The following is a 22,835-nucleotide window of genomic DNA, read 5'->3' on the forward strand; positions in this document are numbered from 1 at the left end:
TCTTTCATTTCACCCTCTGGCAGCACTCACTTCAAATCTGATCCATTAACAACGAAATATCCGCTTATATTTCCCCATCTCGATGGTTTGCGAATTAAAAGTTCTTGAACCCTTTTTTCAACTAGGCATTACTGCCGCTGATCGAGCTCTTTTTGTCTTTTTTTTCACCATGAAGATGGTGAAGCAGGCGATAAAACGGCGGCAGCAGGGCAATAACCAGAATGACGCGAATGACCTGAACCGCAACGACAAAGGTGGAATCAGCATGTAAGGTAACAGACGTCGTCGCCATCTCTGCAATCCCGCCGGGCGCAAATGCCAGAACAGAAGTGATGAGCGAAATTCCTGTCAGCTCGGAAACGATCACGGCGCTCAAAAACATTGCTGCGATTAAACCGACGGACGAGACAAACCCGACGATGATAATACGGGTGACGCCGGCAAACATGCTTTTATACATCTTAGAGCCGATCGTTGCCCCGAGAAATACTTGTGATACATGGTTAGCTTGTGACGGCCACCATGCCGTCATGTCGTGCCCTGTCACCGCAGCTCCGCCAACATGTACAATTGCTACACCGAGCATGCTGCCGAGCAGCCATGGAGCTGGAAATTTTAAAAATTTCGCAGCTTTGCAAGCTCCCCAGGCAGCGAGAATAAGAATGACGGTCCACAAAACGGGAGCGAGCCTAAAATCTGTCGTTGCAGAAGAAATCGTCTCTGCTGCGGCACTTGCGGTACGATCTTGTTTTGTATAGATCAGAATGACTAAAAACGGAATGGAAAGCACCACGAGCAGCACACGCATCATTTGAACGAGGCTGACTATTGCGGTATTGGCGCCTACTTCCTGTGCGATGCTCGGCATGGCGGAAAGCCCGCCGGGAGCGGTGCCGACAAAGCTAGTCATCATATCCGTTTTGCTGAAACGCCAAAGCACATATCCTGACAGCATGGCCAGCAGGATAGACAATATCAGCATAACGCCGACTGAAAACCAATGGTCTTTGAGAACAGAGAGAACGGATAAATTCAGCTTTTGGCCCAATTCAATGCCGAGGATCATCTGCCCGAGGGCGAGCCATCGTCGGTTAATTCCTTTTTGGTCTGGTGCCATCATCAGCCATGCCGGCCGTATCATGGCGAGGCAGCAGGCGACAATCAGTGTTCCGATCATCCATCCAATTGATATTCCGGTTAATGAAAGAATAAACCCCCCGGCTGCACTGATTGCGATAAACCATAGATCTTTGAGGAGATTTTCGTCTTTCTTCAATGTAAAACCCTTCTTCCTTTTTCACGTAACACTCCAATTGTTCACGTAGTGAATGTATTTATTACTATAGTATATTTTTGTTGATAAAGAAATTATGAATTATTTTCTATAAGCGATTCACTTTTCTTATGACCTTGTGTTCGAGCTTTTCTATTGTGTAAGTCAGAGATAAACCCGCTGCCAGCAGACACACGGCAAGAGCGTAAAAAATCACTTCTCCGCCAAATGATGTCAGGATCAGCCCGCCTGCCAGCGGTCCGATTGAGCGGGATATATCCCAATGCAGACCATAGACAGCATAAAACCGGCCCAGCAAATGAGGCGGCGCCAATTTCGCTATGAAGGTCTGGATGTGGGTTAGCCCGATGCTTTCGCCAACCGTCATCACCGCTGCCGTCACTAAAAGCATTGTCAGGGAGGTTGAGCATGCAAAACCGGCAGCCGCAAGGGAGTAGCAAATATAAGTAATGAAAAGGATTGTTTTCATTGAAAGCTTTTCGGTCCCTTTGACAAGAGGAACTTGGAGAACAAAGCTGAATAAAGCTTTTGCCGCCGAGTAGATCGTCAGTATTGACAGATAATCAGAAAACATGTTTTTGCTGAAGAGCCTGTATGTTGTTTCTGTTTGTGCATATAACATGCTTATGGGGAGAGAAAGCAGCAAAAGAAGCAGGACAGGCCTGTATATCATAAAGCTCGCAGATATTTTCGGGGTAACAGCTGGGTGTAGCGGCTTTGTCTCAGGCAGTTTCAGTGCAGCGATCAGAAAGTAGATAAACAATGCCGCAGCATCTAATGCGAATATCCACACGGGGTTATGATTGTAAAGAAGCATCCCCACTAGCGGCCCTGCCGTCAGACCCGCCGAATAGATCGCATTGATGACCGCAAACACTTCCGAACGTCTGCTTTCCGGCGTGCTTTCAGCGATTTGGGCGCGGGAAGCGGGAATGTACAACGATCTTCCGATGCCATTCATGACATAGAGAATAGCGAAAACATACGCATGCTCAGCAAATACAAACCCTGTCATTGCCGCTGATTGAAGAAGCAATGCGGTCAAAATCGCTGTGCGCCGCCCAATCCGGTCCGCCGCCTTTCCTGCAGCGAGCGTCAGGAAAATATCAGCAAATGGCTGAAGGCTGATGATCAGCATTGGCATCATGATACTGCCGTTTAATTGTTCATGCAGATACAGCACCATAAAAGGTCCCATCATTGCACCTGTCAGGCTTGTCAGCAATTCGCCGAAAAAGCGGAGCCGAACGGGAGCGGTATATCTCGATTTTATAGAGTGAAAACTGGTCAACATGTGATCGCCGCCTTTCGCTGTTTGATATAGTAGTAGTGTATAGAAGGGGCGGCGGCCCAAAAAGTGAAGAAAAGAAGAGATAAAAGTTCCCCTTTTGTCGGGAGGTGCGGGGATTGAAGCTGATAGAGCACTACGTGGCGCTTGTAAAAACAGGCTGCGCCGAGTATGGACAAATGAACGAAATGACACTCACTGAGATTGCCGACTGTTTATTTTGTACAGAAAGAAATGCAAAGCTCATTTTACATAAGCTGGAGAACAGCAATTGGATTATCCGGAAAAGCGGGGCGGGGCGCGGCCGCAAATCTAAAATCGCGTTTCTTCGGAGGCCTGAGGAACTGCTTCTTCAAACTGCAAAGGAATATACCATGTCAGGAAAGCTTAAAAAGGCAAAGAAGCTGCTTCAGCAGTATCAGTCCGCATTTCCGGGGCTTCAAAACGAATATAACATGTGGCTTTCAGAGGTGTTCGGATTTGTGACGGAGACGGGCGAGAATGGGGCGAAGGATGTTCTGCGGCTGTTCATCGCGCCTGAATCTGTCAGCAGTTTGGATCCATGCCAAATATTTTTGCGGTCTGAGGGCCATTTCGTCAAACAGATATTTGATACACTCTTGACGTTTGATTCGGATATACAGGAGCCGAAGCCTCATTTGGTTCATGGATGGGAAGAGGTCGGAAAAAAACAATGGAGATTTTTTCTTCGAAAAGGTGTGACATTTCATAATGGACAGCCGCTGACATCGCGGGACGTTGCGTTTACGTTTCAGCGCTTTTTGGAACTGGGTGACAACCCGTATAAATGGCTTCTGCACGGAGTGAAACAAGTCTTAGAAAAGGGCCCTTATTGTGTGGCGCTCATACTCGATAGGCCGAATGCGCTTTTGCCGTATGCTCTTTGTGATGAACGGCTGTCCATACTGCCGGCAGAACAGGGCGGCGGGAAAAATGGAACAGGGCCTTTTCAGGTGAATCAGCTTCACAGCGGGATGCTTGTGCTTGAAGCCAATGAGCGCTACTTCAAGGGACGCCCCTATTTGGATCGCGTTGAGTTTGTGTTTTCTGAGCAAGCCGGAGAGATGAACGGTTTTACCATTCAAGAAAAACAAACATGTCCTGAGCAGCAAACTGTTTTTGATGAGCGGCATGTTCAGTATTTGTCGCTCAATCTGAAAAAGAAGGGGCCTCTTCAGCACCAAAGCTTTAGAAAAGCGCTCCGGCTGCTGATTTCCTCTGAACGGCTCGTTCGTGAAGCGGGAGGGCACCGAAGAATCCCGGTTACGTCCTTTTTGCATCCGAGTCCTTTTGAGTGGGAGGGCGTTTCGCCATCTGAATTGTTGAAGAAAAGCGGTTACGAGGGCGAAACAATCGTGCTTTATACCTTTTCGGAAACGGATCATCGTGAGGACGCCGAATGGATTCAAAATATTTGCGCCCAGCACGGTATCAGGCTTACACTTCAATTCTGTGATGCTGCTGATCTGCGACGGCCGGAAACCGTGCAGATGGCGGATATCATTCATGACAGTGCGACGTTTTATCAAGACAGCGAGTTTGGTTTTCTGCATTTGCTGCTGTCGGAGAACAGTTTCTTGTATCAGCATCTATCTAAAAAGCTGACACAGATTTGCTCAGGAATGACAGAGCGGATGTTTTCCATGCCTGACCGGTGTTCGAGAATCAACATCCTGCGTGACATTGACCGGCAGATGATACAGGAGCTGAACGCGATCCCGCTGTATCAAAATGTGCTCCAGGTGACATCAAGTAAAAATGTAAAAGGCCTGGTGCTTGATGAAGAGGGATGGATTGATTTGTACTCCGTATGGCTGTCCAAATAAAAAGAGGGTTCTTTTTTGAACCCTCTTTTTTACGCTGCCATGCTGCGGCATTGTTCAGCACAGGTGAAGCAGGCTTTCGCACATGCTTGGCAATGATCATGATCGTGCTTTCCGCATTCAGTGCCGCATGCTTCACAAATATCGGCGCAAAGTGCACAAATTTCTTTCATAAACGGGCTGTCCGTTTGCATGGCTTTGACCGCCAGCGCGCAAATATCCGCGCATTCCCTGTCAAGCCGGATGCATCCGCTGAGATGATGCTGCACGCTTTCTTCCAAGCATTTAGTGAAACAATGATTGCAAGCTTTCATGCAATCGATGCAAGCCTCAATACAAGCTTCAGAATATTGCTCCATGGTTGATTCCCCCTGTATACGCAGTATATGGTTTTATGTTTCCCGGCTGCATTTGAAAAAAACAGGGGAGTGTGTTTTTAGCTAAGGGGATATGTACATATACCCTGAACGGGTATATCTAACGTTCCACCAGATAGTATAGGAACCAGACAGCGTGATTTTGTTCATCACGTGCTGCGCGCGTAAAGACGCCTTTCGCTTTTAGGTTTGACGTTTCCTCGGCCGCACGCAAGTAAAAGTCGACGGTTTCTTGTTCATCTTTAAAAGCGGCGTCCAGTCCTCTTGTGAAATTGTCCGGGCATTCTTCCGTTTGTTTCGGCATGATGTGTTTGCCGGTAATTGAACCATACAGTGTGGAAAATTCACGGAGGTGGCGAATCTCGTCACGCCTGATTTCTTCAATCTGTTTTCTGACCTCATCGCTGTGGGCGAGTTCGGCAAGCTTGCGGTAGCATTGAATGGCACTGAATTCTCCGTTGATGGCCTTCTGCAAATTCCGAATCAAAACAGGATCTTCCCTGTATGGCACCGGATAGGGATAGTAGCTGTAATGCAAGGGGATTCAACTCCATTCTTAGGAATTGGGCTTCTGTAAAAGTATATGTTGGGCAGGGAGAGATGTGCGGAGATAATCAGCTTTTTATATGTGAAAAGGCCGTTTTTACCAATAGATCAGATTGGTCATTTTCGTCAACATTCGATAAAATATATAGAGATAAAAAGAGAGGGGTCTTCTAATTTGGGAGCAGAGTTTTTAGTAGGCAGGTCCGGGAGTGGAAAAACGAAGCTGATCATCGACAGCATTCAGGATGAATTGCGCCGGGCTCCATTCGGGAAGCCGATCATTTTTCTAGTCCCGGATCAAATGACGTTTTTAATGGAATACGAGCTTGCTAAAACGCCAGATATGGGCGGGATGATACGCGCTCAAGTATTCAGTTTTTCACGATTGGCCTGGCGCATCCTCCAGCATACGGGAGGAATGAGCAGGCCGTTTCTGACGAGCACCGGCGTACAAATGCTCCTGCGGAAGCTCATTGAGGAGCATAAACAGGAGTTCAAAGTCTATCAAAAAGCGAGTGACAAAAGCGGGTTTACCGCACAGGTTGAGCGGATGCTGACAGAGTTTAAGCGCTATTGTCTGGAACCGGAGGATATCCGCCGGATGGCGGAAAGCGGAACGGCTTCCGAGTATCGCGGAGAACGAGTTTTATCTGAAAAGCTCCATGACTTATCAATTCTGTATCAGCAAATGGAAAAAAGCCTCGCAGACCAATATCTTCACTCTGAGGATTATTTGACATTGCTGGCAGAGCATATCCCGCTTGCGGAAGATATAAAAGGCGCCCATATCTATGTGGATGGCTTTTATCAGTTTACACCGCAGGAATTCAGGGTGTTGGAGCAGCTTATGGTTCATGCGGAGCATATCACGTTTTCGCTCACAGCGGACAAGCCGTCATATGAGCGGGAGCCGCATGAACTGGAATTGTTCAGAATGACGGGGAAAACCTATTACCGCCTGCATCAGAAGGCGAAGGAACTGAATTTGGACATTACGTATAAAGAGCTGAGCGGGACTGAGCGGCATACAAAGACGCCGGAATTGGCGCATCTAGAGGCACAGTATGAAGCGCGTCCGGCCGTTCCATACGCAGAAAAACAAGAAGCCCTTACTGTGATGCAGGCCGCAAACAGACGGGCTGAGCTGGAAGGCATTGCCCGGGAAATTCACGCCCTAGTCAGAGAGAAGGGATATCGCTATAAGGATGTAGCCATTCTTGCGCGCCAGCCGGAAGACTACAAGGATATGGTGAAGGAAGTTTTCGCAGATTACGAGATTCCTTATTTCATTGACGGAAAAGCATCTATGCTGAACCATCCGTTAATTGAATTTATCCGGTCAAGCCTTGATGTTCTGAAAGGGAATTGGCGTTATGAAGCGGTGTTTCGCTGCGTGAAAACCGAACTGCTATTCCCGCTCAATGAACCGAAGGCCAAAGTGAGAGAACAGGTCGATCAGCTCGAAAATTACTGTATCGCCTATGGTATTAAAGGCGACCGCTGGACAAAGGGCGATCGGTTCCAATACAGGCGTTTTGTGTCATTGGATGATGATTTTGCGCAGACAGATCAGGAAATCGAAATGGAAAACATGTTGAATGACACCCGCGATTGGATTGTTCCGCCGCTTTTTCAGCTTCAAAAACGCATGAAAAAAGCGAAGACGGTTCAAGAGAAGGCGGAGGCGCTCTATCGTTATTTAGAAGAGACGGATGTGCCGCTGAAGCTGGATCAGGAAAGGCAGCGTGCTGAGGATGACGGCAGAATCATTGAAGCGCAGCAGCATCAGCAGGCGTGGGACGCAGTCATTCAGCTGCTTGAGGAGTTTGTTGAAATGATGGGAGATGATGAGATTTCTCTTGATTTGTTTCAGCAAATGATAGAAGCCGGCGCGGAGTCGCTTACATTTTCTCTAATTCCGCCTGCGCTTGACCAGGTGTTTGTCGGCAATATGGATTTGTCCAGAATGTATGGCACCTCCTGCACCTTTGTGCTCGGGGCAAACGACGGCGTTCTGCCGGCACGCCCTGATGAAAACGGAGTCCTGTCGGATGATGACCGGGAATGGCTGAAAACGATTGGGGTTGAGCTATCCTCAGGCGGACGGGAGCGTTTGCTTGATGAGCATTTCCTCATCTACATGGCATTTTCAAGTCCGTCTGACCGGCTTTACGTATCGTATCCGATTGCTGATGCGGAAGGAAAAACGCTTTTGCCGTCGATGATCGTTAAGCGGCTGGAAGAACTGTTTCCATATCATAAGGAGCGCCTGTTAACAAATGAACCTGAACAGGTCAGCGATGAGGAACAGCTGATGTATGTCGTGAATCAAAGCGTGGCACAGTCCTTTACCGCGAGCCAGCTCAGGTTATGGACACGGGAATACGACATCAGCGACGTCTGGTGGAGCACGTACAATGTGCTGATGAGTGAGCCGGACAGGCTGCAGTCGAAAAAGCTGTTCTCAAGCCTGTTTTTCCGGAATGAAGTGAAGCAGCTTGAACGCAGCGTGTCGAGACAGCTCTATGGTGAACGCATTCAGGGCAGTGTATCGAGAATGGAAACCTTTAACGCATGCCCGTTTTCCCATTTTGCGTCACACGGGCTGCATTTGAAGGAACGGCAATTCTTCAAGCTTGAAGCACCGGATATCGGCCAGCTGTTTCATTCCAGCTTAAAGCTGATTTCTGACAGGCTGCGTGAGCAAAAGCTGGATTGGCGCGATTTAACGAAAGAGCAATGCGAGCTGTTTTCCTATGATGCGGTAGAGCGGCTGGCACCGAAACTGCAAAAGGAAATTCTGCTCAGCTCAAACCGGCATTATTATGTGAAGGAAAAACTGCAAAAAATTGTGACACGTGTATCCGGCATTTTAAGCGAGCATGCGAAAGCGAGCGGATTCGTACCGATCGGGCTTGAACTGGGCTTTGGAGGAAAAGGGCCGCTTCCGCCGCTGACCTTTCAACTGAAAAACGGCTGTACGATGGAACTCGTCGGGCGAATTGACCGTGTTGATAAGGCTGAAAGCTCAAAAGGCCTGCTCCTCAGGATTGTCGATTATAAATCAAGCGACAAAGGCCTTGACTTAGCGGAAGTATATTACGGATTGGCACTGCAAATGCTGACGTACCTTGATTTATCGATTACACATTCAGCTGACTGGCTCGGGATGAGGGCGACGCCTGCCGGAGTGCTGTATTTCCATATTCATGACCCGATGATTCAATCTAATCTCCCGCTTGGGCTTGACGAGATTGAACAGGAGATCTTTAAGAAATTTAAAATGAAGGGCTTGCTCCTCGGTGATCAGGAAGTGGTTCGCCTCATGGATACAACCCTTCAAGAGGGACGGTCAAATATCATAAACGCCGGCTTGAAAAAAGACGGATCTCTTAGATCAGACTCGGCAGCAGTCGGTGAAAAGGAATTTGATCTTTTGACAAAGCATGTGCGCCGCACCTTCCAGGAAGCGGGCGAACAAATCACCGACGGGCGCGTATCCATTGAGCCGTACAAAATGAAGAACAAGACGCCGTGCACATACTGTGCGTTCAAATCAGTATGCCAATTTGATGAATCACTGGAAGAAAACGAGTATCGCCCATTAAAGGCTGAAAAGGACAAGACAATACTTGAGTGGATAAAAAAGGAGGCGGATGGCAATGAACATTCCTAAACCGGCAGACAGCACATGGACAGATGACCAATGGAATGCCATTGTTTCAACCGGCCAGGATATTCTTGTGGCAGCGGCTGCGGGCTCTGGTAAAACCGCTGTGCTCGTTGAACGAATGATTCGGAAAATCACCGCGGAGGAAAACCCAATAGATGTAGACCGTCTTCTCGTTGTGACATTTACAAACGCCTCAGCGGCAGAGATGAAGCACCGAATCGCAGAAGCCTTGGAAAAAGAGCTTGTACAGCGCCCCGGCTCGCTGCATATCAGACGCCAGCTGTCTCTTTTAAACCGGGCCAGCATTTCGACGCTTCATTCCTTTTGCCTGCAAGTGCTGAAGAAATATTACTACTTGATCGATCTTGATCCGGGCTTTCGGATAGCTGATCAGACGGAAGGCGAGCTGCTCGGTGATGAAGTGCTTGACGAGCTGTTTGAAGACGAATATGCAAAGGGTGAAAAGGCATTTTTTGAGCTTGTTGACCGCTATACGACAGACCGGCACGATCTGGATCTGCAATTTCTCGTTAAACAGGTGTACGAGTATTCCCGATCCCATCCCAACCCCGAGAAGTGGCTGGAAAGTTTTGTTCATTTGTATGATGTATCAGAAAAGAGCGCCATCGAGGAGCTGCCGTTTTATCAATATGTCAAAGAAGATATTGCAATGGTGCTTAACGGGGCGAAGGAAAAGCTCTTGCGCGCGCTTGAGCTGACGAAAGCGCCGGGCGGCCCGGCGCCGCGTGCTGACAATTTTCTTGATGATCTTGCGCAGATTGATGAACTGATTCAGCATCAGGACGATTTCAGTGAACTATATAAGCGGGTGCCCGCCGTCTCTTTTAAGCGTGCCAAAGCAGTAAAAGGGGATGAGTTCGATCCAGCGCTCCTTGATGAGGCGACAGATTTGAGAAACGGTGCGAAAAAACTGCTTGAAAAGCTCAAAAACGACTACTTCACGCGAAGTCCTGAACAGCACTTGAAAAGCCTAGCCGAGATGAAGCCTGTCATTGAAACGCTCGTACAGCTTGTCATCAGCTATGGAAAACGATTCGAAGCTGCGAAACAGGAAAAATCAATCATCGATTTTTCGGATTTGGAGCATTACTGTTTAGCGATTTTGACAGCTGAGAATGACAAAGGTGAAAGTGAGCCGAGCGAGGCTGCAAGGTTTTATCAGGAACAGTTTCATGAGGTGCTCGTTGACGAATATCAGGATACCAACCTCGTGCAGGAATCGATTCTGCAACTCGTCACAAGCGGTCCGGAGGAGACTGGTAACCTGTTTATGGTAGGAGATGTCAAACAGTCGATTTATCGATTCAGGCTTGCGGAGCCGCTTCTTTTCCTCTCTAAATACAAACGGTTTACAGAGAGCGGAGAAGGCACGGGGCGGAAAATCGATTTAAATAAAAATTTCCGAAGCCGGGCTGATATTTTAGAGAGCACAAACTTTTTATTTAAACAGCTGATGGGCGGCAAAATCGGTGAGGTCGATTATGACGAGCAGGCTGAGCTGAAGCTTGGTGCAGCGTATCCGGACAATGACGAGACGGAAACAGAGCTGCTGCTGATCGACAACGCAGAAGATACGGATGCAAGTGAGGAAGCAGAAGAGCTTGAAACGGTGCAGTTTGAGGCAAAAGCCATCGCTAAGGAAATTCGCAAGCTGATTTCATCGCCATTTAAGGTGTATGACGGAAAAAAGAAAACACATCGCAATATTCAGTACCGAGATATCGTGATTTTGCTCCGTTCGATGCCGTGGGCTCCGCAAATCATGGAGGAGCTGAGAGCACAGGGCATACCGGTTTACGCCAATTTAACGTCAGGCTATTTCGAAGCGGTCGAAGTCGCCGTCGCGCTTTCTGTGCTGAAGGTAATCGATAATCCGTATCAGGATATACCGCTTGCCTCTGTGCTGCGCTCACCGATTGTCGGAGCAGATGAAAACGAGCTGTCTTTGATCCGGCTTGAAAATAAAAAAGCGCCGTACTATGAGGCGATGAAAGACTACCTGGCTGCTGGTGACCGGAACGATGAGCTTTATCAAAAGCTAAATACGTTTTACGGACATCTGCAAAAATGGCGCGCGTTTTCGAAAAACCACTCAGTATCTGAGCTGATTTGGGAAGTGTACCGCGACACCAAATATATGGATTATGTCGGCGGCATGCCGGGCGGAAAACAGCGCCAGGCCAATTTGCGTGTTCTTTATGACAGGGCGCGTCAATATGAATCAACGGCATTTCGCGGCTTGTTCCGTTTCCTGCGGTTTATCGAACGCATGCAGGAGCGGGGCGATGATCTTGGTACGGCGAGAGCGCTCAGCGAGCAGGAGGATGTTGTCCGCTTAATGACGATCCACAGCAGCAAAGGGCTCGAATTTCCAGTCGTGTTTGCAGCAGGTCTCGGCCGGAATTTCAACATGATGGATTTAAATAAATCGTACCTGCTGGATAAGGAGCTCGGATTTGGCACGAAGTATATTCATCCGCAATTACGCATCAGCTATCCGACACTTCCGCTCATTGCGATGAAGAAAAAAATGCGCAGGGAGCTGCTGTCAGAGGAATTGCGTGTGCTCTATGTTGCATTAACGAGAGCGAAGGAAAAGCTGTTTCTGATTGGCTCATGTAAGGATCATCAGAAACAGCTTGCAAAATGGCAGGCATCCGCGTCCCAAACTGATTGGCTTCTGCCGGAATTTGACCGCTATCAGGCGAGAACGTATCTAGATTTCATTGGGCCGGCTCTTGCCAGGCACAGAGACTTGGAGGATTTGGCTGGTGTGCCAGCACACGCTGACATCTCAGATCACCCGGCTCGTTTTGCCGTTCAAATGATCCATTCCTATGATTTGCTTGATGATGATCTGGAAGAAAGAATGGAAGAAAAAAGCGAGCGCCTAGAAGCGATCCGCCGAGGTGAACCAGTTCCCGGCTCGTTTGCGTTTGATGAAAAAGCCCGCGAGCAGCTGAGCTGGACATACCCGCATCACGAGGTGACGCAAATTCGGACAAAGCAATCGGTTTCTGAGATCAAAAGAAAAAGAGAGTACGAGGATGAATACAGCGGCAGGGCCCCTGTAAAGCCGGCTGATGGAAGCATTCTGTACAGACGTCCCGCTTTTATGATGAAAAAAGGCCTGACAGCGGCAGAGAAAGGGACTGCCATGCATACGGTTATGCAGCATATCCCGCTGTCACATGTGCCGTCGATAGAAGAAGCTGAGCAGACGGTTCACAGGCTTTATGAAAAAGAGCTTCTCACTGAAGAACAAAAAGACGCTATTGATATAGAAGAAATCGTGCAATTTTTCCATACAGAAATCGGCGGACAGCTGATCGGCGCAAAGTGGAAGGACAGGGAAATACCATTCAGCTTAGCGCTTCCGGCCAAGGAGATCTATCCTGATGCACAGGAGGCAGATGAGCCGCTTTTAGTGCAGGGTATCATTGACTGTCTCTATGAAACTGAGGACGGATTATATCTATTGGATTATAAGTCGGACCGGATTGAGGGCAAATTCCAGCATGGATTTGAAGGAGCGGCCCCGATCTTGAAGAAACGATATGAAACGCAAATTCAGCTGTACACGAAGGCAGTGGAGCAAATTGCAAAAACAAAGGTAAAGGGATGTGCGCTTTATTTCTTTGACGGAGGGCACATTCTGACATTATAGCGAGATCCATAAGCTCCGGAATTTCAGGCGGAGCGGGTCTCGTTTTCTATATAAAAGAGAGGTGAAAGCATTTGCGGATTTTACATACGGCTGACTGGCATCTTGGAAAAACGCTTGAAGGAAGAAGCAGGCTGAGTGAACAGGCCGATGTGCTGGATGAAATGAATACGATTGTAAAGGATGAGCAGATCGATGCCATTGTAATGGCGGGGGATGCATTTGACACCGTAAACCCGCCAGCTTTAGCCGAGCAGCTGTTTTATGAAAGCCTGTCTGCGCTTAGCGACAGAGGAAAGCGCCCGATCGTAGTCATTGCCGGAAACCACGATAATCCTGACCGTTTGTCCGCCGCTTCACCGCTGACACATGAAAACGGCATTCATTTAATCGGTTATCCGACAACAGAGCCGATTCATATTGAAGTGCCTTCAGCAGGAGAGCTTTTGGCGGTTGGAGCACTGGCGTACCCATCTGAAGCGCGGTTAAATGAAGTGCTATCCGATACGTTTGATGAAAAGCTGCTCCGTGATCACTATGATGTGAAAATCAGGCAGGCGTTTGAGCATATGACAAGCCGGTTTCGGAACGATGCAGTGAAGATTGCCGCCAGCCATATTTATGTGGCAGGCGGAAACCAAACCGATTCAGAGCGGCCGATTGAAGTCGGCGGTGCATACACGGTGGCTGCTGAAAGCCTGCCGGCAGATGCCGCTTACGTTGCGCTCGGCCATTTGCATCGACCGCAAACGATCAAGCGGGCGCGTACGCTTGCGCGTTATTCAGGATCTCCGCTCGCCTACAGCTTTTCTGAAGCGGGCTACGCTAAATCAGTGACGATTGTGGACGCAAAGCCTGGGGAAGAGGCCACTTGGCAAGAGGTGTTATTATCAAGCGGCAAGCCACTTGTGAAGTGGAAAGCGGCAAATGGATTAAGTGAGGTGTACAGCTGGCTGGATGAAGGCAGAGATCAGAATGCTTGGATTGACCTGGAAATCCGTATCGCGGACCAGTTGTCACTTGAAGAGATTCACAGGCTGCGGAAGGCGCACCCGGGCTTTATCCATATCAGGCCGGTTTTTGAAGAACAGAACAAAGACCGGGAACGGATCGAGGTTAAACATGTCTCAATCGAGGACCGCTTTAAGAAATTTTATGAAAAACAAACTGGCGGTGCGGTGCCGGATGAAGAAATGGTGAAGCTGTTTTTAGAGCTTGCATCAGGCGTTGAAGAGGAGGATGCGAAATGAAGCCGATCGCCTTAAGCATTAAGGGGCTCCACAGCTTTAGAGAGGAGCAGACGATAGATTTTGAAGGCCTTTCCGGTGCTGGTGTTTTCGGCATTTTCGGCCCGACAGGAAGCGGTAAATCCTCTATTCTCGACGCAATGACGCTTGCTTTATACGGAAAGGTGGAACGGGCGGCGAATAATACGCACGGTATCTTAAACCAGGCGGAAGATACGCTGTCTGTTTCCTTTACCTTTGCGCTTCAGACGAATCACCAAATCTCATACAAAGTCGAGCGTGTGTTTAAGAGAACGGATGAAATGAAGGTAAAAACGGCACTTTGCCGCTTCATTGAAATCAAGGACGAGCATACGGTGCTGGCTGATAAAGCCAGCGAAGTGAATAAAAGAGTTGAGGAACTCTTAGGGCTGACGATCGACGATTTTACGAGAGCGGTGGTGTTGCCCCAAGGGAAATTTGCTGAATTTCTGTCTTTAAAAGGGGCAGAGCGCAGGCATATGCTTCAGCGTTTATTTAATTTGGAGCAATATGGAGACAGGCTTGTGAAAAAGCTGAGACGGCAGGCGCAGGAAGCCAATGCGAGAAAAAATGAAATGCTTGCTGAACAGTCCGGTCTCGGTGAGGCGAGCTCAGAGGCAGTTGAGCAGGCTGAAAAGGCTCTCGAACAAGCTGAAGCCCGGCTGGAAGCGATGAGGAAGAACCGTGATCAGGCGAAGGAGCGGTTTACAGAGCATCAGGAGATATGGAATGTCCAAAAGGAAAAATCCGCTTATGAAGAAGAGGAAAAACGTCTCGCAGAAGAACAGCCGCATATAGACAGCATGCAAAAACGCCTGCTGGAAGCAGAAACAGCAGCAGCTCTTAAGCCCTATGCGGACCGGTACGCAGAAGCGATCCAGCATGAGGAACAAGCTGAAAAGGAACAAACGCTAGCCCAAAAGGATTTAGCAGACCGGACAGCTTTCTTTCAGCAAAAACATGAAGAGTATGAAGCGTGGCGCCAGCATAAAAGCGAGAAAGAGCCTGAGCTTTTAACTGAGCAGGAACAGCTTTCACGTTTGCAGGAAATCGAAATCAAACTGAGTGAGGCCAAGCAAGAGAAAGAGCGCAAAAAGACTGAACTCCAGCAGAAAGAAGAGGCTCTTCAATCTGTCATGAATGAATTGGAGACGGTAACAGACCGCCTGACACGAGGGCAAAACAGACAGACAGAATTGAAACAGCAGCTCAAATCCCTGCAGGTGACATCCAATGAGCGAAAAAGCTGCCATCAGGCCGCAGAAATGGCATTGCGCATCAGACAAACCGAGGAGCAAATCAAAAAAGAGAAAAAACGAAGTGAAGAATTGAACCTCGTGCTGCAGAAGATGAATGAAGAGAAGAATACACTCGTTCAAAAGACGGAAGCGGAAGAAAACAACATCATTCAGGCATATGAGGCAGTTCAAACTGTGTATCATTTGGTGTGCGAAACGGAACGCTCATTAACACGTATGACGGAAGAGGCTAGAAAGAGTCAACACACGCTTCACTTACAGCGTGAAAAAGCAAGGGTGGCACTGCTGACAAAAGAGTTAGCCCAAAAGCTGACTGCCGGAAAGCCTTGCCCGGTATGCGGTTCAACCGATCATGATCCATCTGCCTCAGTACATGAAACGTATGAAGCCGACAGCCATCTTGAAGAGGACATCAAACGGACAGATGTGTTATTGACGGAAGCTGCAGTTCTCAGCCAGGAGATTCTTTCAGCCAAAATTACGCTTGAAGAACAGTCCGCGCGCTTTATTGAACAGTGTCCGTTTTTGCAGACAATTCAAGCACAGAACCTTGAAGCGGCAGCTTCCTTTGAACATCATCCGGTGTATGAAGCATTTGAAACTGCCAAATTTGAATGGAAACGAATCAAGCAGGACATTCTTTCTGTTAAGACACGAATGGCACAAATGATCGGCGCCTATCAGGAATCTTTAAAAAAGGCCGAGCAGCTTAATGAAAAAATCGGTTTTGAAAAAAGAGAAGCTGACCGTATTGAAAGCATCATCAGCGAGCTTCAATCCTCAATGGACAGCAGTCTGAACATGTTTAAAGAAGCATTTCAGAATCAATCTGTGGACGAAGCAGAAAAATGGCAGAAATCCATTGAAGAAAAGGACCGGGCTGCAGAAGAATGTGAAAAACGAATTGAGAAGAGTATCGCGTTTCTTGCTGAGCATGAAGCACAAAAGGAAAAACTGCGGGAATTGGGACACCGGCTTGAGCGGGAAAAGCTGGAGCTTCATTATGCGGCTGAACGCATCAAGAGCGTGATAGCTGATTATGAGCACGAACTCGGAGATTATGCAAAAGGAGATTCGATTCAAATCAAACTCCGCTCTATCCAGCAGGATCTAAAGCTGTTAAAGGAAAAAGAACAATCTTTATATGAAGAACTGCAAAGCGCCCAAATGAAGCTCAACCAGGCGAAAAGCCGCGCTTCGGCAAGCGAGCTCACTCTTCAAGAGGCGAAGGGCAGATTGGAAAAAGCAAAAGCTGCTTGGCTTGAGCATACAAAAAACACCTCCATTACCCGGACTGAGGAGGTTGAACAAAGTCTCATCCCAGCCGATGAACTTGAAAAGATGAAAACCGGCATAGACCAGTTTATGGATAAACTGAAGCAAAATGCTGCAAACTTAAAACGAGTAGCAGAGATACTTGCCGGCAGAGCATTATCAGAGAGCGAATGGAACGAAACCGTTGCAGCATTACAAGAAGCTGAGGACGCATTTGGCGCTGCTATAGAGGAAAAAGGCGCGGCCGCAAAAGCACTGGCTGTCATTCGCGACCATCATAAACGGTTTAATGAAATTGAAGCTGAACTGAAAAAATGGCAGACGCATATCGACAGGCTGGATAAGCTGCAAGCTGTGTTTAAAGGCAATACCTTCGTCGAATTTTTAGCTGAGGAGCAGCTTGAAAGCGTTGCGAGGGACGCCTCAGCAAGACTCAGTATGCTGACAAGACAGCGCTATGCCATCGAAGTAGATTCAGAAGGCGGCTTCGTGATGCGGGATGACGCGAATGGAGGCGTAAGACGCCCGGTTTCCAGTTTGTCTGGAGGAGAGACCTTCCTCACCTCGCTTTCACTTGCTCTTGCGCTGTCTGCGCAGATCCAGCTTCGCGGGGAATACCCGCTTCAGTTCTTTTTCTTAGACGAAGGCTTCGGCACACTGGATCAAGATCTGCTTGATACGGTTGTAACGGCCTTGGAAAAACTTCAGTCAGACAATCTGGCTGTCGGTGTCATCAGCCATGTGCAGGAACTGCGTGCACGGCTTCCGAAAAAGCTGATTGTCCATCCGGCTGAACCGAGCGGCCGCGGTACGCGGGTATCACTTGAGTTGATGTAAGGGAGGAGCGGATATGGCAAAGCAGACTGCCGGAATATGTGAGCTGTGCGGCCGGAGCAATGTCCAGCTGACAGAGCATCATCTCACACCGAAAGAGGAAGGCGGAACGTTTTTGCCGACAGCGATGCTCTGTATTCCTTGTCATAAACAGATTCATGCCTTATATACCAATCAAGAGCTCGCTGTACGTTTAAACGGAATGGCTGAACTCAGAAGCGATCCAGAGCTTGCCCGGTTTGTCAAATGGATCAGAAAACAGCCGCCTGAGAAGCTGATCAAAACTAAGAAATCAAATGAACGAAAAAAGAAAAAATGACTAAAAGCAGCCCTCTCTTTGCAGAGCGGCTGCTTTTATCCGTTTCCAACCATATCCTGATCGTTGACATCGGGGTCTATATAATTTGTCGCGTTGACTGCATTATTTAATAGAAGGAAATCTCCCGTGTTTCCTGCTCCCGAACCGAGCGCAGATTTTGAAGAGCTTTTCGGAGAAAGGTAAAAGGAATCACCAAAGTTTACGACTCCGCCCGATATGGAATTGATAGCTATAGGCCCGACAATTGCTGGCATAAACGACACCCTTTATCGAAGTCTCTGTTTATTATATGTTCTTGGCGGGCGATTGTGAGCGCGGAGACTGAATCTGTCTGATATGTTTGATTCTCGCATCACCGCGGATAAGCGAAGCTGAACCAGCATGTAAAACAGAAGAGGCGGACACCCCTTGAATTTTGATGCTGCGAACATAAATAGCCGGCACCTCGTGGCAAAATGCGCTTTGTACACCTGTTTCGCGAATCGGCTTCACTGCCTGCTGCTGAAAGATCTGGTACTCCTTTTTGTTAAATGAGCCTTCATTATTGTAAAACGTGGACAGAGAACGCTGAACAGCAAATACTTTTACACTCATATCGATTTCATTTGTGTCGCCAACTTGAAACACACTTGCGATCCCGAGGGAATTACACTTAACTAGTCTGATGCGTGATATGCGTTTAAGCATTATTCTGGCGCAATCGGAGCAAACGGCCCGATAATAAGAGATTCAGGCGGTGTATCAAAAATAGAAGACAGGTAGATGGATTCAGTGTCTCCGATGTGGAAAACGGAGGAACTGGACACACCGTTCATCCGGATGTCCCCGACTTCCAAGCTGCGGTTGATGACTGTAAAGATCATGCTTGCTCATCTCCTTTCATTTCTGATGGAATATGCTCCAGAAAGTGTTCTACAGCGCGGATGACATCACGCTTCACATGCTCAGCGATATGTTCTGCATATTGTGCAGGCGGTGTATTTTCTTCTTTTTTGATATGGGACATATAATAGTGAATCCGGCTGTCCATTTGTTTTCTGATGTCTTCAATAACATGATGTCTGTTTGTATCGTCAAGTCTGCTGTCATATTGGTTTTCAAGCTGTTCCAAAATATCTGGGATTTCTTCGGTTAAGTACATGTCGACATTCTGGCGGATCTGCTGCATGAGCTGAGCGCTCTCTTCCTGCTGCATCATCCCGATTTGCGGTGTCGACTGGCTGACTTCAAAGTTTTGGACGCTGTTCGGGTCAGTCGGATTTAAGCCGATATTCAAAGTCCCGTCGAGCCTTTCAATTTTCAGCTGATCAAATTTATACTCCACACGCTCAATGGTAGTGGCCGGCCGCTGTTTCATCGTATTCATTTCAGTTTGAATCTCTTTCAGCTGACGTTCGAGCTGCTGAATGTGAATCGCCTGCTGCTGAACGAAGGAATTCAAGTTTTGCAGGTAAGAGGAAACAGATTGATCATACATGTTCTTTCACCTCTTTCATATGATTAACGGCCAGGAGGCTGGAGCGGGACCAATGAACCTGTGTCGGGCTCCTGCAGCTGGAGCGGTTGCCCTGAGCCAGAAACTTCTGGTGCCGGTTCTACATAACTCCCTGTATTATACAAATTTGACAGAGACTTGATTGATCCGGCGCTCCCGATTTGCAGAATGGAGGAGTTGCTGATTGATTCCAGCCGGAGATAGTTGATTTGAATGGTTTGATTAATATAGAAGTTCATGAGCCTCACTCCTTTTACGCATTGGCCACGATCGGCTGATCAACCGCATCATTGTCATACACATTCGTCGCGTTTTGATAATTCATCACCTTGAGGCTGTCGCCGGTATTAAAGCTGCCAGCACCGGCAAACGTTCTGACCTGAGCCTGAGGAGAAATCGTAATGCAGTCCCCGATGTGAACGACTCCGCTCGTACCAATCGCATTAATTTTAAACGCTCCGACAATGGCCGGCATACGAGCACATCCTTTGTTGAAAAATTGAAAAAAGACAGGTAAAGTGAAATGACAATTCTGATTTCAATTGGGCTATTCACGATAGCTTATGACAAACGCACATATGTGTGAGAGAAATTTAAAGGGGATATATCGGCTTTTGATGAAAGCGTTTTATTTTTTGGGCCGTTATGTTTAAACATGGCAAAAGAGGATGTTGGGTATAAATTGAGCGGAAATGCGGCGAAGGATGCCGCTATCCGCCTATGGTGATTTTTGTTTATTTCTTTGGTGTTTTTGCGTGTAGAATGCTTTTTGGAGTATGTCGTGCTGCGGTATTCGATTTTTGGGCGGGCACATTCTCGCCCTGAGGTATATCTCAGAAGTGCTGAGCAAAAATCGGAGTTACATGTGGTGTATTCTAATTGTTATAGAAAATGATTTACATACGGGAGTTTTCAAGATATCTCCCAAAAATCATTTCTTCTTTAATCCGGGTATTCAGCAGGATATCCAGCTCTTGGCTGCATTGAATCGTTTCTTTTGAATTCATGCCGTATTTTTGTGCGGTTTCAATTAGTGTGATCCTCATTTCTTCAATTTTACTGTTCATTACGCTATCTCCAATTCTAGATTTTATTTTGATATAAATACAGGATATCGTTAGTATAACCTATTTTGGCTCAAAAGGTTGCCTTTCGTCAATTTGACTAAAAAAGCGACAATTTTTGCTGCGGCCTTTTTTAATGGAGAAAGGACTAAAGTCTTGCTAAGTGTGCTTGCAAAAAGTCCTGCCGTTCCTCAATTTCTCTAAGTATGTTGGTCTGCTCCTTTTCGATCTGAAAGGGGCTTTTTTTGATAAAAGGATCATCAGCAGCACTTTGACAAATGTCAAGGTGCCATTCGTTGATGAGAGGAGATAATCGTTCAATAGTAAACGACCGCTTCAGCACGTTTTTCATTAAGGTGTGATATTGCGACCTGAAGGCGGGAATGGATAGAAGCCTTGACGAAAGCGTCTTTCCTTTTGTCAGAAGCGGGTCTTCTTCATACCATTCTTGTACGGCAAGCGATCTTGTCTCCATCGGGGAAACGTAAAGCCGACCGGATTCGTTTAAACAAATTGTGCAGTAAAAGCCTTGATTGGTGCAGGCGTTGCCGATCAGCCACAAAAAAAACAGCTTGACATCCAGATACAATTTAATCCTTTCAGCCAATTCGTCATCTCCGGCTGTGCGGATCAGTATGAAAAATTCATGTAAGAATGCCGAGGAATCATTGTTAAAAAGGGACAATGGAACCCTTGGATCGGCCGTCTTCACTCCGTAACTCCTTTTACCGGCTGGTTGATGGTTCTTGATGTTCAAATAAATGCCTTCAGGCTGGCCATTGATGGTCAGAAAGCTGTACGAGGCAACGGGAGCAGGTACGCCGATCTGGTCAAAAAAACAATAGGCGAGTCTGCGCCGCATCAGGGACGGATCATCCTGTTCTGCATTCAAAAAAAGTGTCCTTTCACCAAGCAGAGACTTTTCCCAGCTGATTTCATAGGATGCCTTTTCCGCTCTGTCACGCTGTGTGAGAAGAATGGGAGAAACAGATCGATCTGTTACGAAAAGCCCCTTGGCAGTACCTTTCCTTTTCAGCTGCTCCCGATGAAAAAATAAATGCACGCGCTCCATATTCTTTCCTCCTTCTCAAAACGACATTTGTATGATATGTAGAGCAAGCCCGTCCTGAAACGAAATGAAAACGGAATTGAGAAAAAGGGATTTCAGCATTCGACAGAGAATACATGAAGGAGCATTCTGATTTAAAAGATGATGGAGGAATAACATGAAATTTGCGACAGGGGAACTTTACAACCGAATGTTTGTCGGCCTGATCATTGACGATGAGAAAATTATGGATTTGCAGAAGGCTGAAAAAAAACTGTTTGAACTTGAGACGATTCCGGGATCGCTGATTGAATGTATCGCAGAAGGGGATAAATTCGTTGCACATGCAAGGCAGCTGGCCGAGTGGGCAAAGAAACCGAATGATGAGCTGGGATCATTTATGTATTCATTATCTGAGGTGAAGCTCCATGCACCCATTCCGAAGCCATCAAAAAATATCATCTGCATCGGCAAAAACTACCGGGATCACGCGATTGAAATGGGGAGCGAGGCTGATATTCCGGAGCATCCGATGGTATTTACAAAATCGCCGGTAACGGTTACGGGGCATGGTGATATCGTAAAGAGCCATGAAGAGGTTACCTCTCAGCTTGATTATGAGGGAGAACTTGCTGTCGTGATCGGAAAAAGCGGGACTCGCATTTCAAAAGAAGATGCATATGACCATGTTTTCGGATATACGATTGTGAATGATATCACGGCGCGTGATCTGCAAAAAAGGCATAAGCAGTTTTTTATCGGAAAAAGCTTAGATACGACATGTCCGATGGGGCCCGTGCTTGTACATAAATCATCTATTCAGGAGCCAGAGCGCCTCAAGGTTGAAACAAGAGTCAACGGCGAGCTGCGCCAATCCGGTTCGGCAAGCGATATGATCTTTTCCATTCCGGAATTAATTGAAACCCTCTCAAAGGGGATGACGCTTGAAGCGGGCGACATTATTGCCACCGGTACGCCGTCTGGTGTCGGCAAGGGGTTTACGCCTCCAAAATTCTTGCGGTCAGGTGACAAAATTGATATTACAATTGACCCGATCGGAACGCTGTCAAACCAAATTGGCTGAATAAAACTCGAGGGCGGACCCGGACCCGCCCGTTTTTTCTGATAATCATCTTTGTGGCAGAGGACAAGTTCATGGTACTATAAGTGGGGTAATTTATCTGATAGGGGGAACATGTATGACACACCTACATATTACGACATGGGTGGTAGCGCTGATTCTGCTTTTCGTCAGCTACTCGCTGTATTCGTCAGGAAGTGCGAAGGGCGCAAAAATCACTCATATGATTCTGCGGTTATTCTATATCCTTATTATTTTGACAGGAGCTGAGCTGTTTGTCCGTTTCGCCAACTGGAACGGAGAATACGCCGGCAAAATGATTCTGGGCATTATCACCATCGGCCTGATGGAAATGCTCCTCATCCGCAAGAAAAAAGAAAAATCAACAGGAGGCCTGTGGGTCGGCTTCGTCATTGTCCTTTTGCTGACAGTGCTGCTCGGTCTGCATTTGCCAATTGGTTTTCAATTGTTTTAATAGAAAAACC

20 protein-coding genes are annotated in these 22,835 nt (G+C 47.3%); 8 read left to right on the forward strand and 12 right to left on the reverse strand.

What is annotated here, in order from left to right:
• Positions 1–121: 121 nt before the first annotated feature.
• Complete coding sequence (locus QF06_RS04220) at positions 122–1,276, reverse strand: AbrB family transcriptional regulator (protein WP_015383286.1); 1,155 nt, start codon at positions 1,274–1,276, stop codon at positions 122–124.
• A 106-nt stretch (positions 1,277–1,382) separates the two neighbouring features.
• Positions 1,383–2,588: an MDR family MFS transporter gene (locus QF06_RS04225; RefSeq protein ID WP_015715635.1), complete on the reverse strand. Its 1,206-nt coding sequence runs from the start codon at positions 2,586–2,588 to the stop codon at positions 1,383–1,385.
• A 113-nt stretch (positions 2,589–2,701) separates the two neighbouring features.
• Here QF06_RS04225 and QF06_RS04230 point away from each other — a divergent pair, with 113 nt between their 5' ends.
• Positions 2,702–4,429, forward strand: coding sequence for an SgrR family transcriptional regulator (locus QF06_RS04230; protein ID WP_015715636.1), 1,728 nt, complete (start codon positions 2,702–2,704; stop codon positions 4,427–4,429).
• Between the two features lie 29 nt (positions 4,430–4,458).
• On the opposite strand, the gene QF06_RS20970 is transcribed toward QF06_RS04230, so the two are convergent.
• Complete coding sequence (locus tag QF06_RS20970) at positions 4,459–4,785, reverse strand: four-helix bundle copper-binding protein (RefSeq protein ID WP_009966950.1); 327 nt, start codon at positions 4,783–4,785, stop codon at positions 4,459–4,461.
• A gap of 118 nt (positions 4,786–4,903) precedes the next feature.
• A complete protein-coding gene (locus QF06_RS04240; RefSeq protein ID WP_015715637.1) occupies positions 4,904–5,341 on the reverse strand; it encodes a ferritin family protein in 438 nt (145 codons plus the stop codon).
• A 183-nt stretch (positions 5,342–5,524) separates the two neighbouring features.
• On the opposite strand from QF06_RS04240, the gene addB reads away from it, so the two are divergent.
• The 5 genes from addB to hlpB all read left to right on the forward strand — a co-directional run bounded on the left by addB (position 5,525) and on the right by hlpB (position 17,662).
• Complete coding sequence (gene addB / locus QF06_RS04245; protein ID WP_015715638.1) at positions 5,525–9,025, forward strand: helicase-exonuclease AddAB subunit AddB; 3,501 nt, start codon at positions 5,525–5,527, stop codon at positions 9,023–9,025.
• Positions 9,012–12,710, forward strand: a complete 3,699-nt coding sequence (gene addA / locus QF06_RS04250; RefSeq protein ID WP_043940091.1) for a helicase-exonuclease AddAB subunit AddA — start codon at positions 9,012–9,014, stop codon at positions 12,708–12,710. Before addB ends, addA begins: the two co-directional genes overlap by 14 nt.
• Before the next feature lie 71 nt (positions 12,711–12,781).
• Positions 12,782–13,957 carry an exonuclease subunit SbcD gene (gene sbcD / locus QF06_RS04255; RefSeq protein WP_041851011.1) on the forward strand — a complete coding sequence of 392 codons (1,176 nt, stop codon included), beginning with the start codon at positions 12,782–12,784 and terminating at the stop codon, positions 13,955–13,957.
• Complete coding sequence (sbcC, locus tag QF06_RS04260; RefSeq protein ID WP_041851010.1) at positions 13,954–17,346, forward strand: exonuclease subunit SbcC; 3,393 nt, start codon at positions 13,954–13,956, stop codon at positions 17,344–17,346. Before sbcD ends, sbcC begins: the two co-directional genes overlap by 4 nt.
• Before the next feature lie 13 nt (positions 17,347–17,359).
• Entirely contained in the window at positions 17,360–17,662 is a 303-nt protein-coding gene (hlpB, locus tag QF06_RS04265; RefSeq protein ID WP_015252406.1) for an HNH nuclease-like protein HlpB, read from the forward strand.
• Between the two features lie 35 nt (positions 17,663–17,697).
• On the opposite strand, the gene QF06_RS04270 is transcribed toward hlpB, so the two are convergent.
• The 8 genes from QF06_RS04270 to QF06_RS04305 all read right to left on the reverse strand — a co-directional run bounded on the left by QF06_RS04270 (position 17,698) and on the right by QF06_RS04305 (position 21,293).
• Positions 17,698–17,916: a spore germination protein gene (locus tag QF06_RS04270; protein ID WP_003233096.1), complete on the reverse strand. Its 219-nt coding sequence runs from the start codon at positions 17,914–17,916 to the stop codon at positions 17,698–17,700.
• A gap of 31 nt (positions 17,917–17,947) precedes the next feature.
• A complete protein-coding gene (locus QF06_RS04275; RefSeq protein WP_041851009.1) occupies positions 17,948–18,349 on the reverse strand; it encodes a spore germination protein GerPE in 402 nt (133 codons plus the stop codon).
• Positions 18,349–18,525 (reverse strand): spore germination protein GerPD, encoded by a 177-nt coding sequence (gene gerPD, locus QF06_RS04280; protein WP_014476380.1) that lies wholly within the window; start codon positions 18,523–18,525, stop codon positions 18,349–18,351. Before gerPD ends, QF06_RS04275 begins: the two co-directional genes overlap by 1 nt.
• On the reverse strand, positions 18,522–19,139 hold the full coding sequence (locus tag QF06_RS04285) for a spore germination protein GerPC (RefSeq protein ID WP_014476381.1): 618 nt from the start codon (positions 19,137–19,139) through the stop codon (positions 18,522–18,524). Before QF06_RS04285 ends, gerPD begins: the two co-directional genes overlap by 4 nt.
• Positions 19,140–19,162: 23 nt before the next feature.
• Positions 19,163–19,396 (reverse strand): spore germination protein GerPB, encoded by a 234-nt coding sequence (gene gerPB / locus QF06_RS04290; RefSeq protein ID WP_003233090.1) that lies wholly within the window; start codon positions 19,394–19,396, stop codon positions 19,163–19,165.
• A 14-nt stretch (positions 19,397–19,410) separates the two neighbouring features.
• A complete protein-coding gene (locus tag QF06_RS04295; RefSeq protein WP_003233088.1) occupies positions 19,411–19,632 on the reverse strand; it encodes a spore germination protein in 222 nt (73 codons plus the stop codon).
• Between the two features lie 421 nt (positions 19,633–20,053).
• On the reverse strand, positions 20,054–20,224 hold the full coding sequence (gene yisI / locus QF06_RS04300) for an aspartyl-phosphate phosphatase YisI (protein ID WP_003233086.1): 171 nt from the start codon (positions 20,222–20,224) through the stop codon (positions 20,054–20,056).
• A 145-nt stretch (positions 20,225–20,369) separates the two neighbouring features.
• A complete protein-coding gene (locus QF06_RS04305) occupies positions 20,370–21,293 on the reverse strand; it encodes a CotH kinase family protein (RefSeq protein WP_041851008.1) in 924 nt (307 codons plus the stop codon).
• Positions 21,294–21,447: 154 nt separating this feature from the next.
• On the opposite strand from QF06_RS04305, the gene QF06_RS04310 reads away from it, so the two are divergent.
• Both QF06_RS04310 and QF06_RS04315 read left to right on the forward strand, forming a co-directional pair.
• Entirely contained in the window at positions 21,448–22,353 is a 906-nt protein-coding gene (locus QF06_RS04310) for a fumarylacetoacetate hydrolase family protein (protein ID WP_003245441.1), read from the forward strand.
• Positions 22,354–22,468: 115 nt separating this feature from the next.
• Positions 22,469–22,825 (forward strand): YisL family protein, encoded by a 357-nt coding sequence (locus QF06_RS04315; protein WP_003244937.1) that lies wholly within the window; start codon positions 22,469–22,471, stop codon positions 22,823–22,825.
• Positions 22,826–22,835: the final 10 nt, after the last annotated feature.

It is taken from the genome of Bacillus sp. YP1, from assembly GCF_000877815.1.
Lineage (GTDB): Bacteria > Bacillota > Bacilli > Bacillales > Bacillaceae > Bacillus > Bacillus subtilis.

Excerpts from the sequence above, each read along its gene's own strand:
- QF06_RS04225 (WP_015715635.1), bottom strand. The coding sequence starts at position 2,588 with ATGTTGACCAGTTTTCACTCTATAAAATCGAGATATACCGCTCCCGTT.
- QF06_RS20970 (WP_009966950.1), bottom strand. The coding sequence starts at position 4,785 with ATGGAGCAATATTCTGAAGCTTGTATTGAGGCTTGCATCGATTGCATG.
- addA (WP_043940091.1), top strand. The coding sequence starts at position 9,012 with ATGAACATTCCTAAACCGGCAGACAGCACATGGACAGATGACCAATGG.
- sbcC (WP_041851010.1), top strand. The coding sequence starts at position 13,954 with ATGAAGCCGATCGCCTTAAGCATTAAGGGGCTCCACAGCTTTAGAGAG.
- hlpB (WP_015252406.1), top strand. The coding sequence starts at position 17,360 with ATGGCAAAGCAGACTGCCGGAATATGTGAGCTGTGCGGCCGGAGCAAT.
- QF06_RS04270 (WP_003233096.1), bottom strand. The coding sequence starts at position 17,916 with ATGCCAGCAATTGTCGGGCCTATAGCTATCAATTCCATATCGGGCGGA.
- QF06_RS04275 (WP_041851009.1), bottom strand. The coding sequence starts at position 18,349 with ATGCTTAAACGCATATCACGCATCAGACTAGTTAAGTGTAATTCCCTC.
- gerPD (WP_014476380.1), bottom strand. The coding sequence starts at position 18,525 with ATGATCTTTACAGTCATCAACCGCAGCTTGGAAGTCGGGGACATCCGG.
- QF06_RS04285 (WP_014476381.1), bottom strand. The coding sequence starts at position 19,139 with ATGTATGATCAATCTGTTTCCTCTTACCTGCAAAACTTGAATTCCTTC.
- gerPB (WP_003233090.1), bottom strand. The coding sequence starts at position 19,396 with ATGAACTTCTATATTAATCAAACCATTCAAATCAACTATCTCCGGCTG.
- QF06_RS04295 (WP_003233088.1), bottom strand. The coding sequence starts at position 19,632 with ATGCCGGCCATTGTCGGAGCGTTTAAAATTAATGCGATTGGTACGAGC.
- yisI (WP_003233086.1), bottom strand. The coding sequence starts at position 20,224 with ATGAACAGTAAAATTGAAGAAATGAGGATCACACTAATTGAAACCGCA.
- QF06_RS04305 (WP_041851008.1), bottom strand. The coding sequence starts at position 21,293 with ATGGAGCGCGTGCATTTATTTTTTCATCGGGAGCAGCTGAAAAGGAAA.
- QF06_RS04310 (WP_003245441.1), top strand. The coding sequence starts at position 21,448 with ATGAAATTTGCGACAGGGGAACTTTACAACCGAATGTTTGTCGGCCTG.
- QF06_RS04315 (WP_003244937.1), top strand. The coding sequence starts at position 22,469 with ATGACACACCTACATATTACGACATGGGTGGTAGCGCTGATTCTGCTT.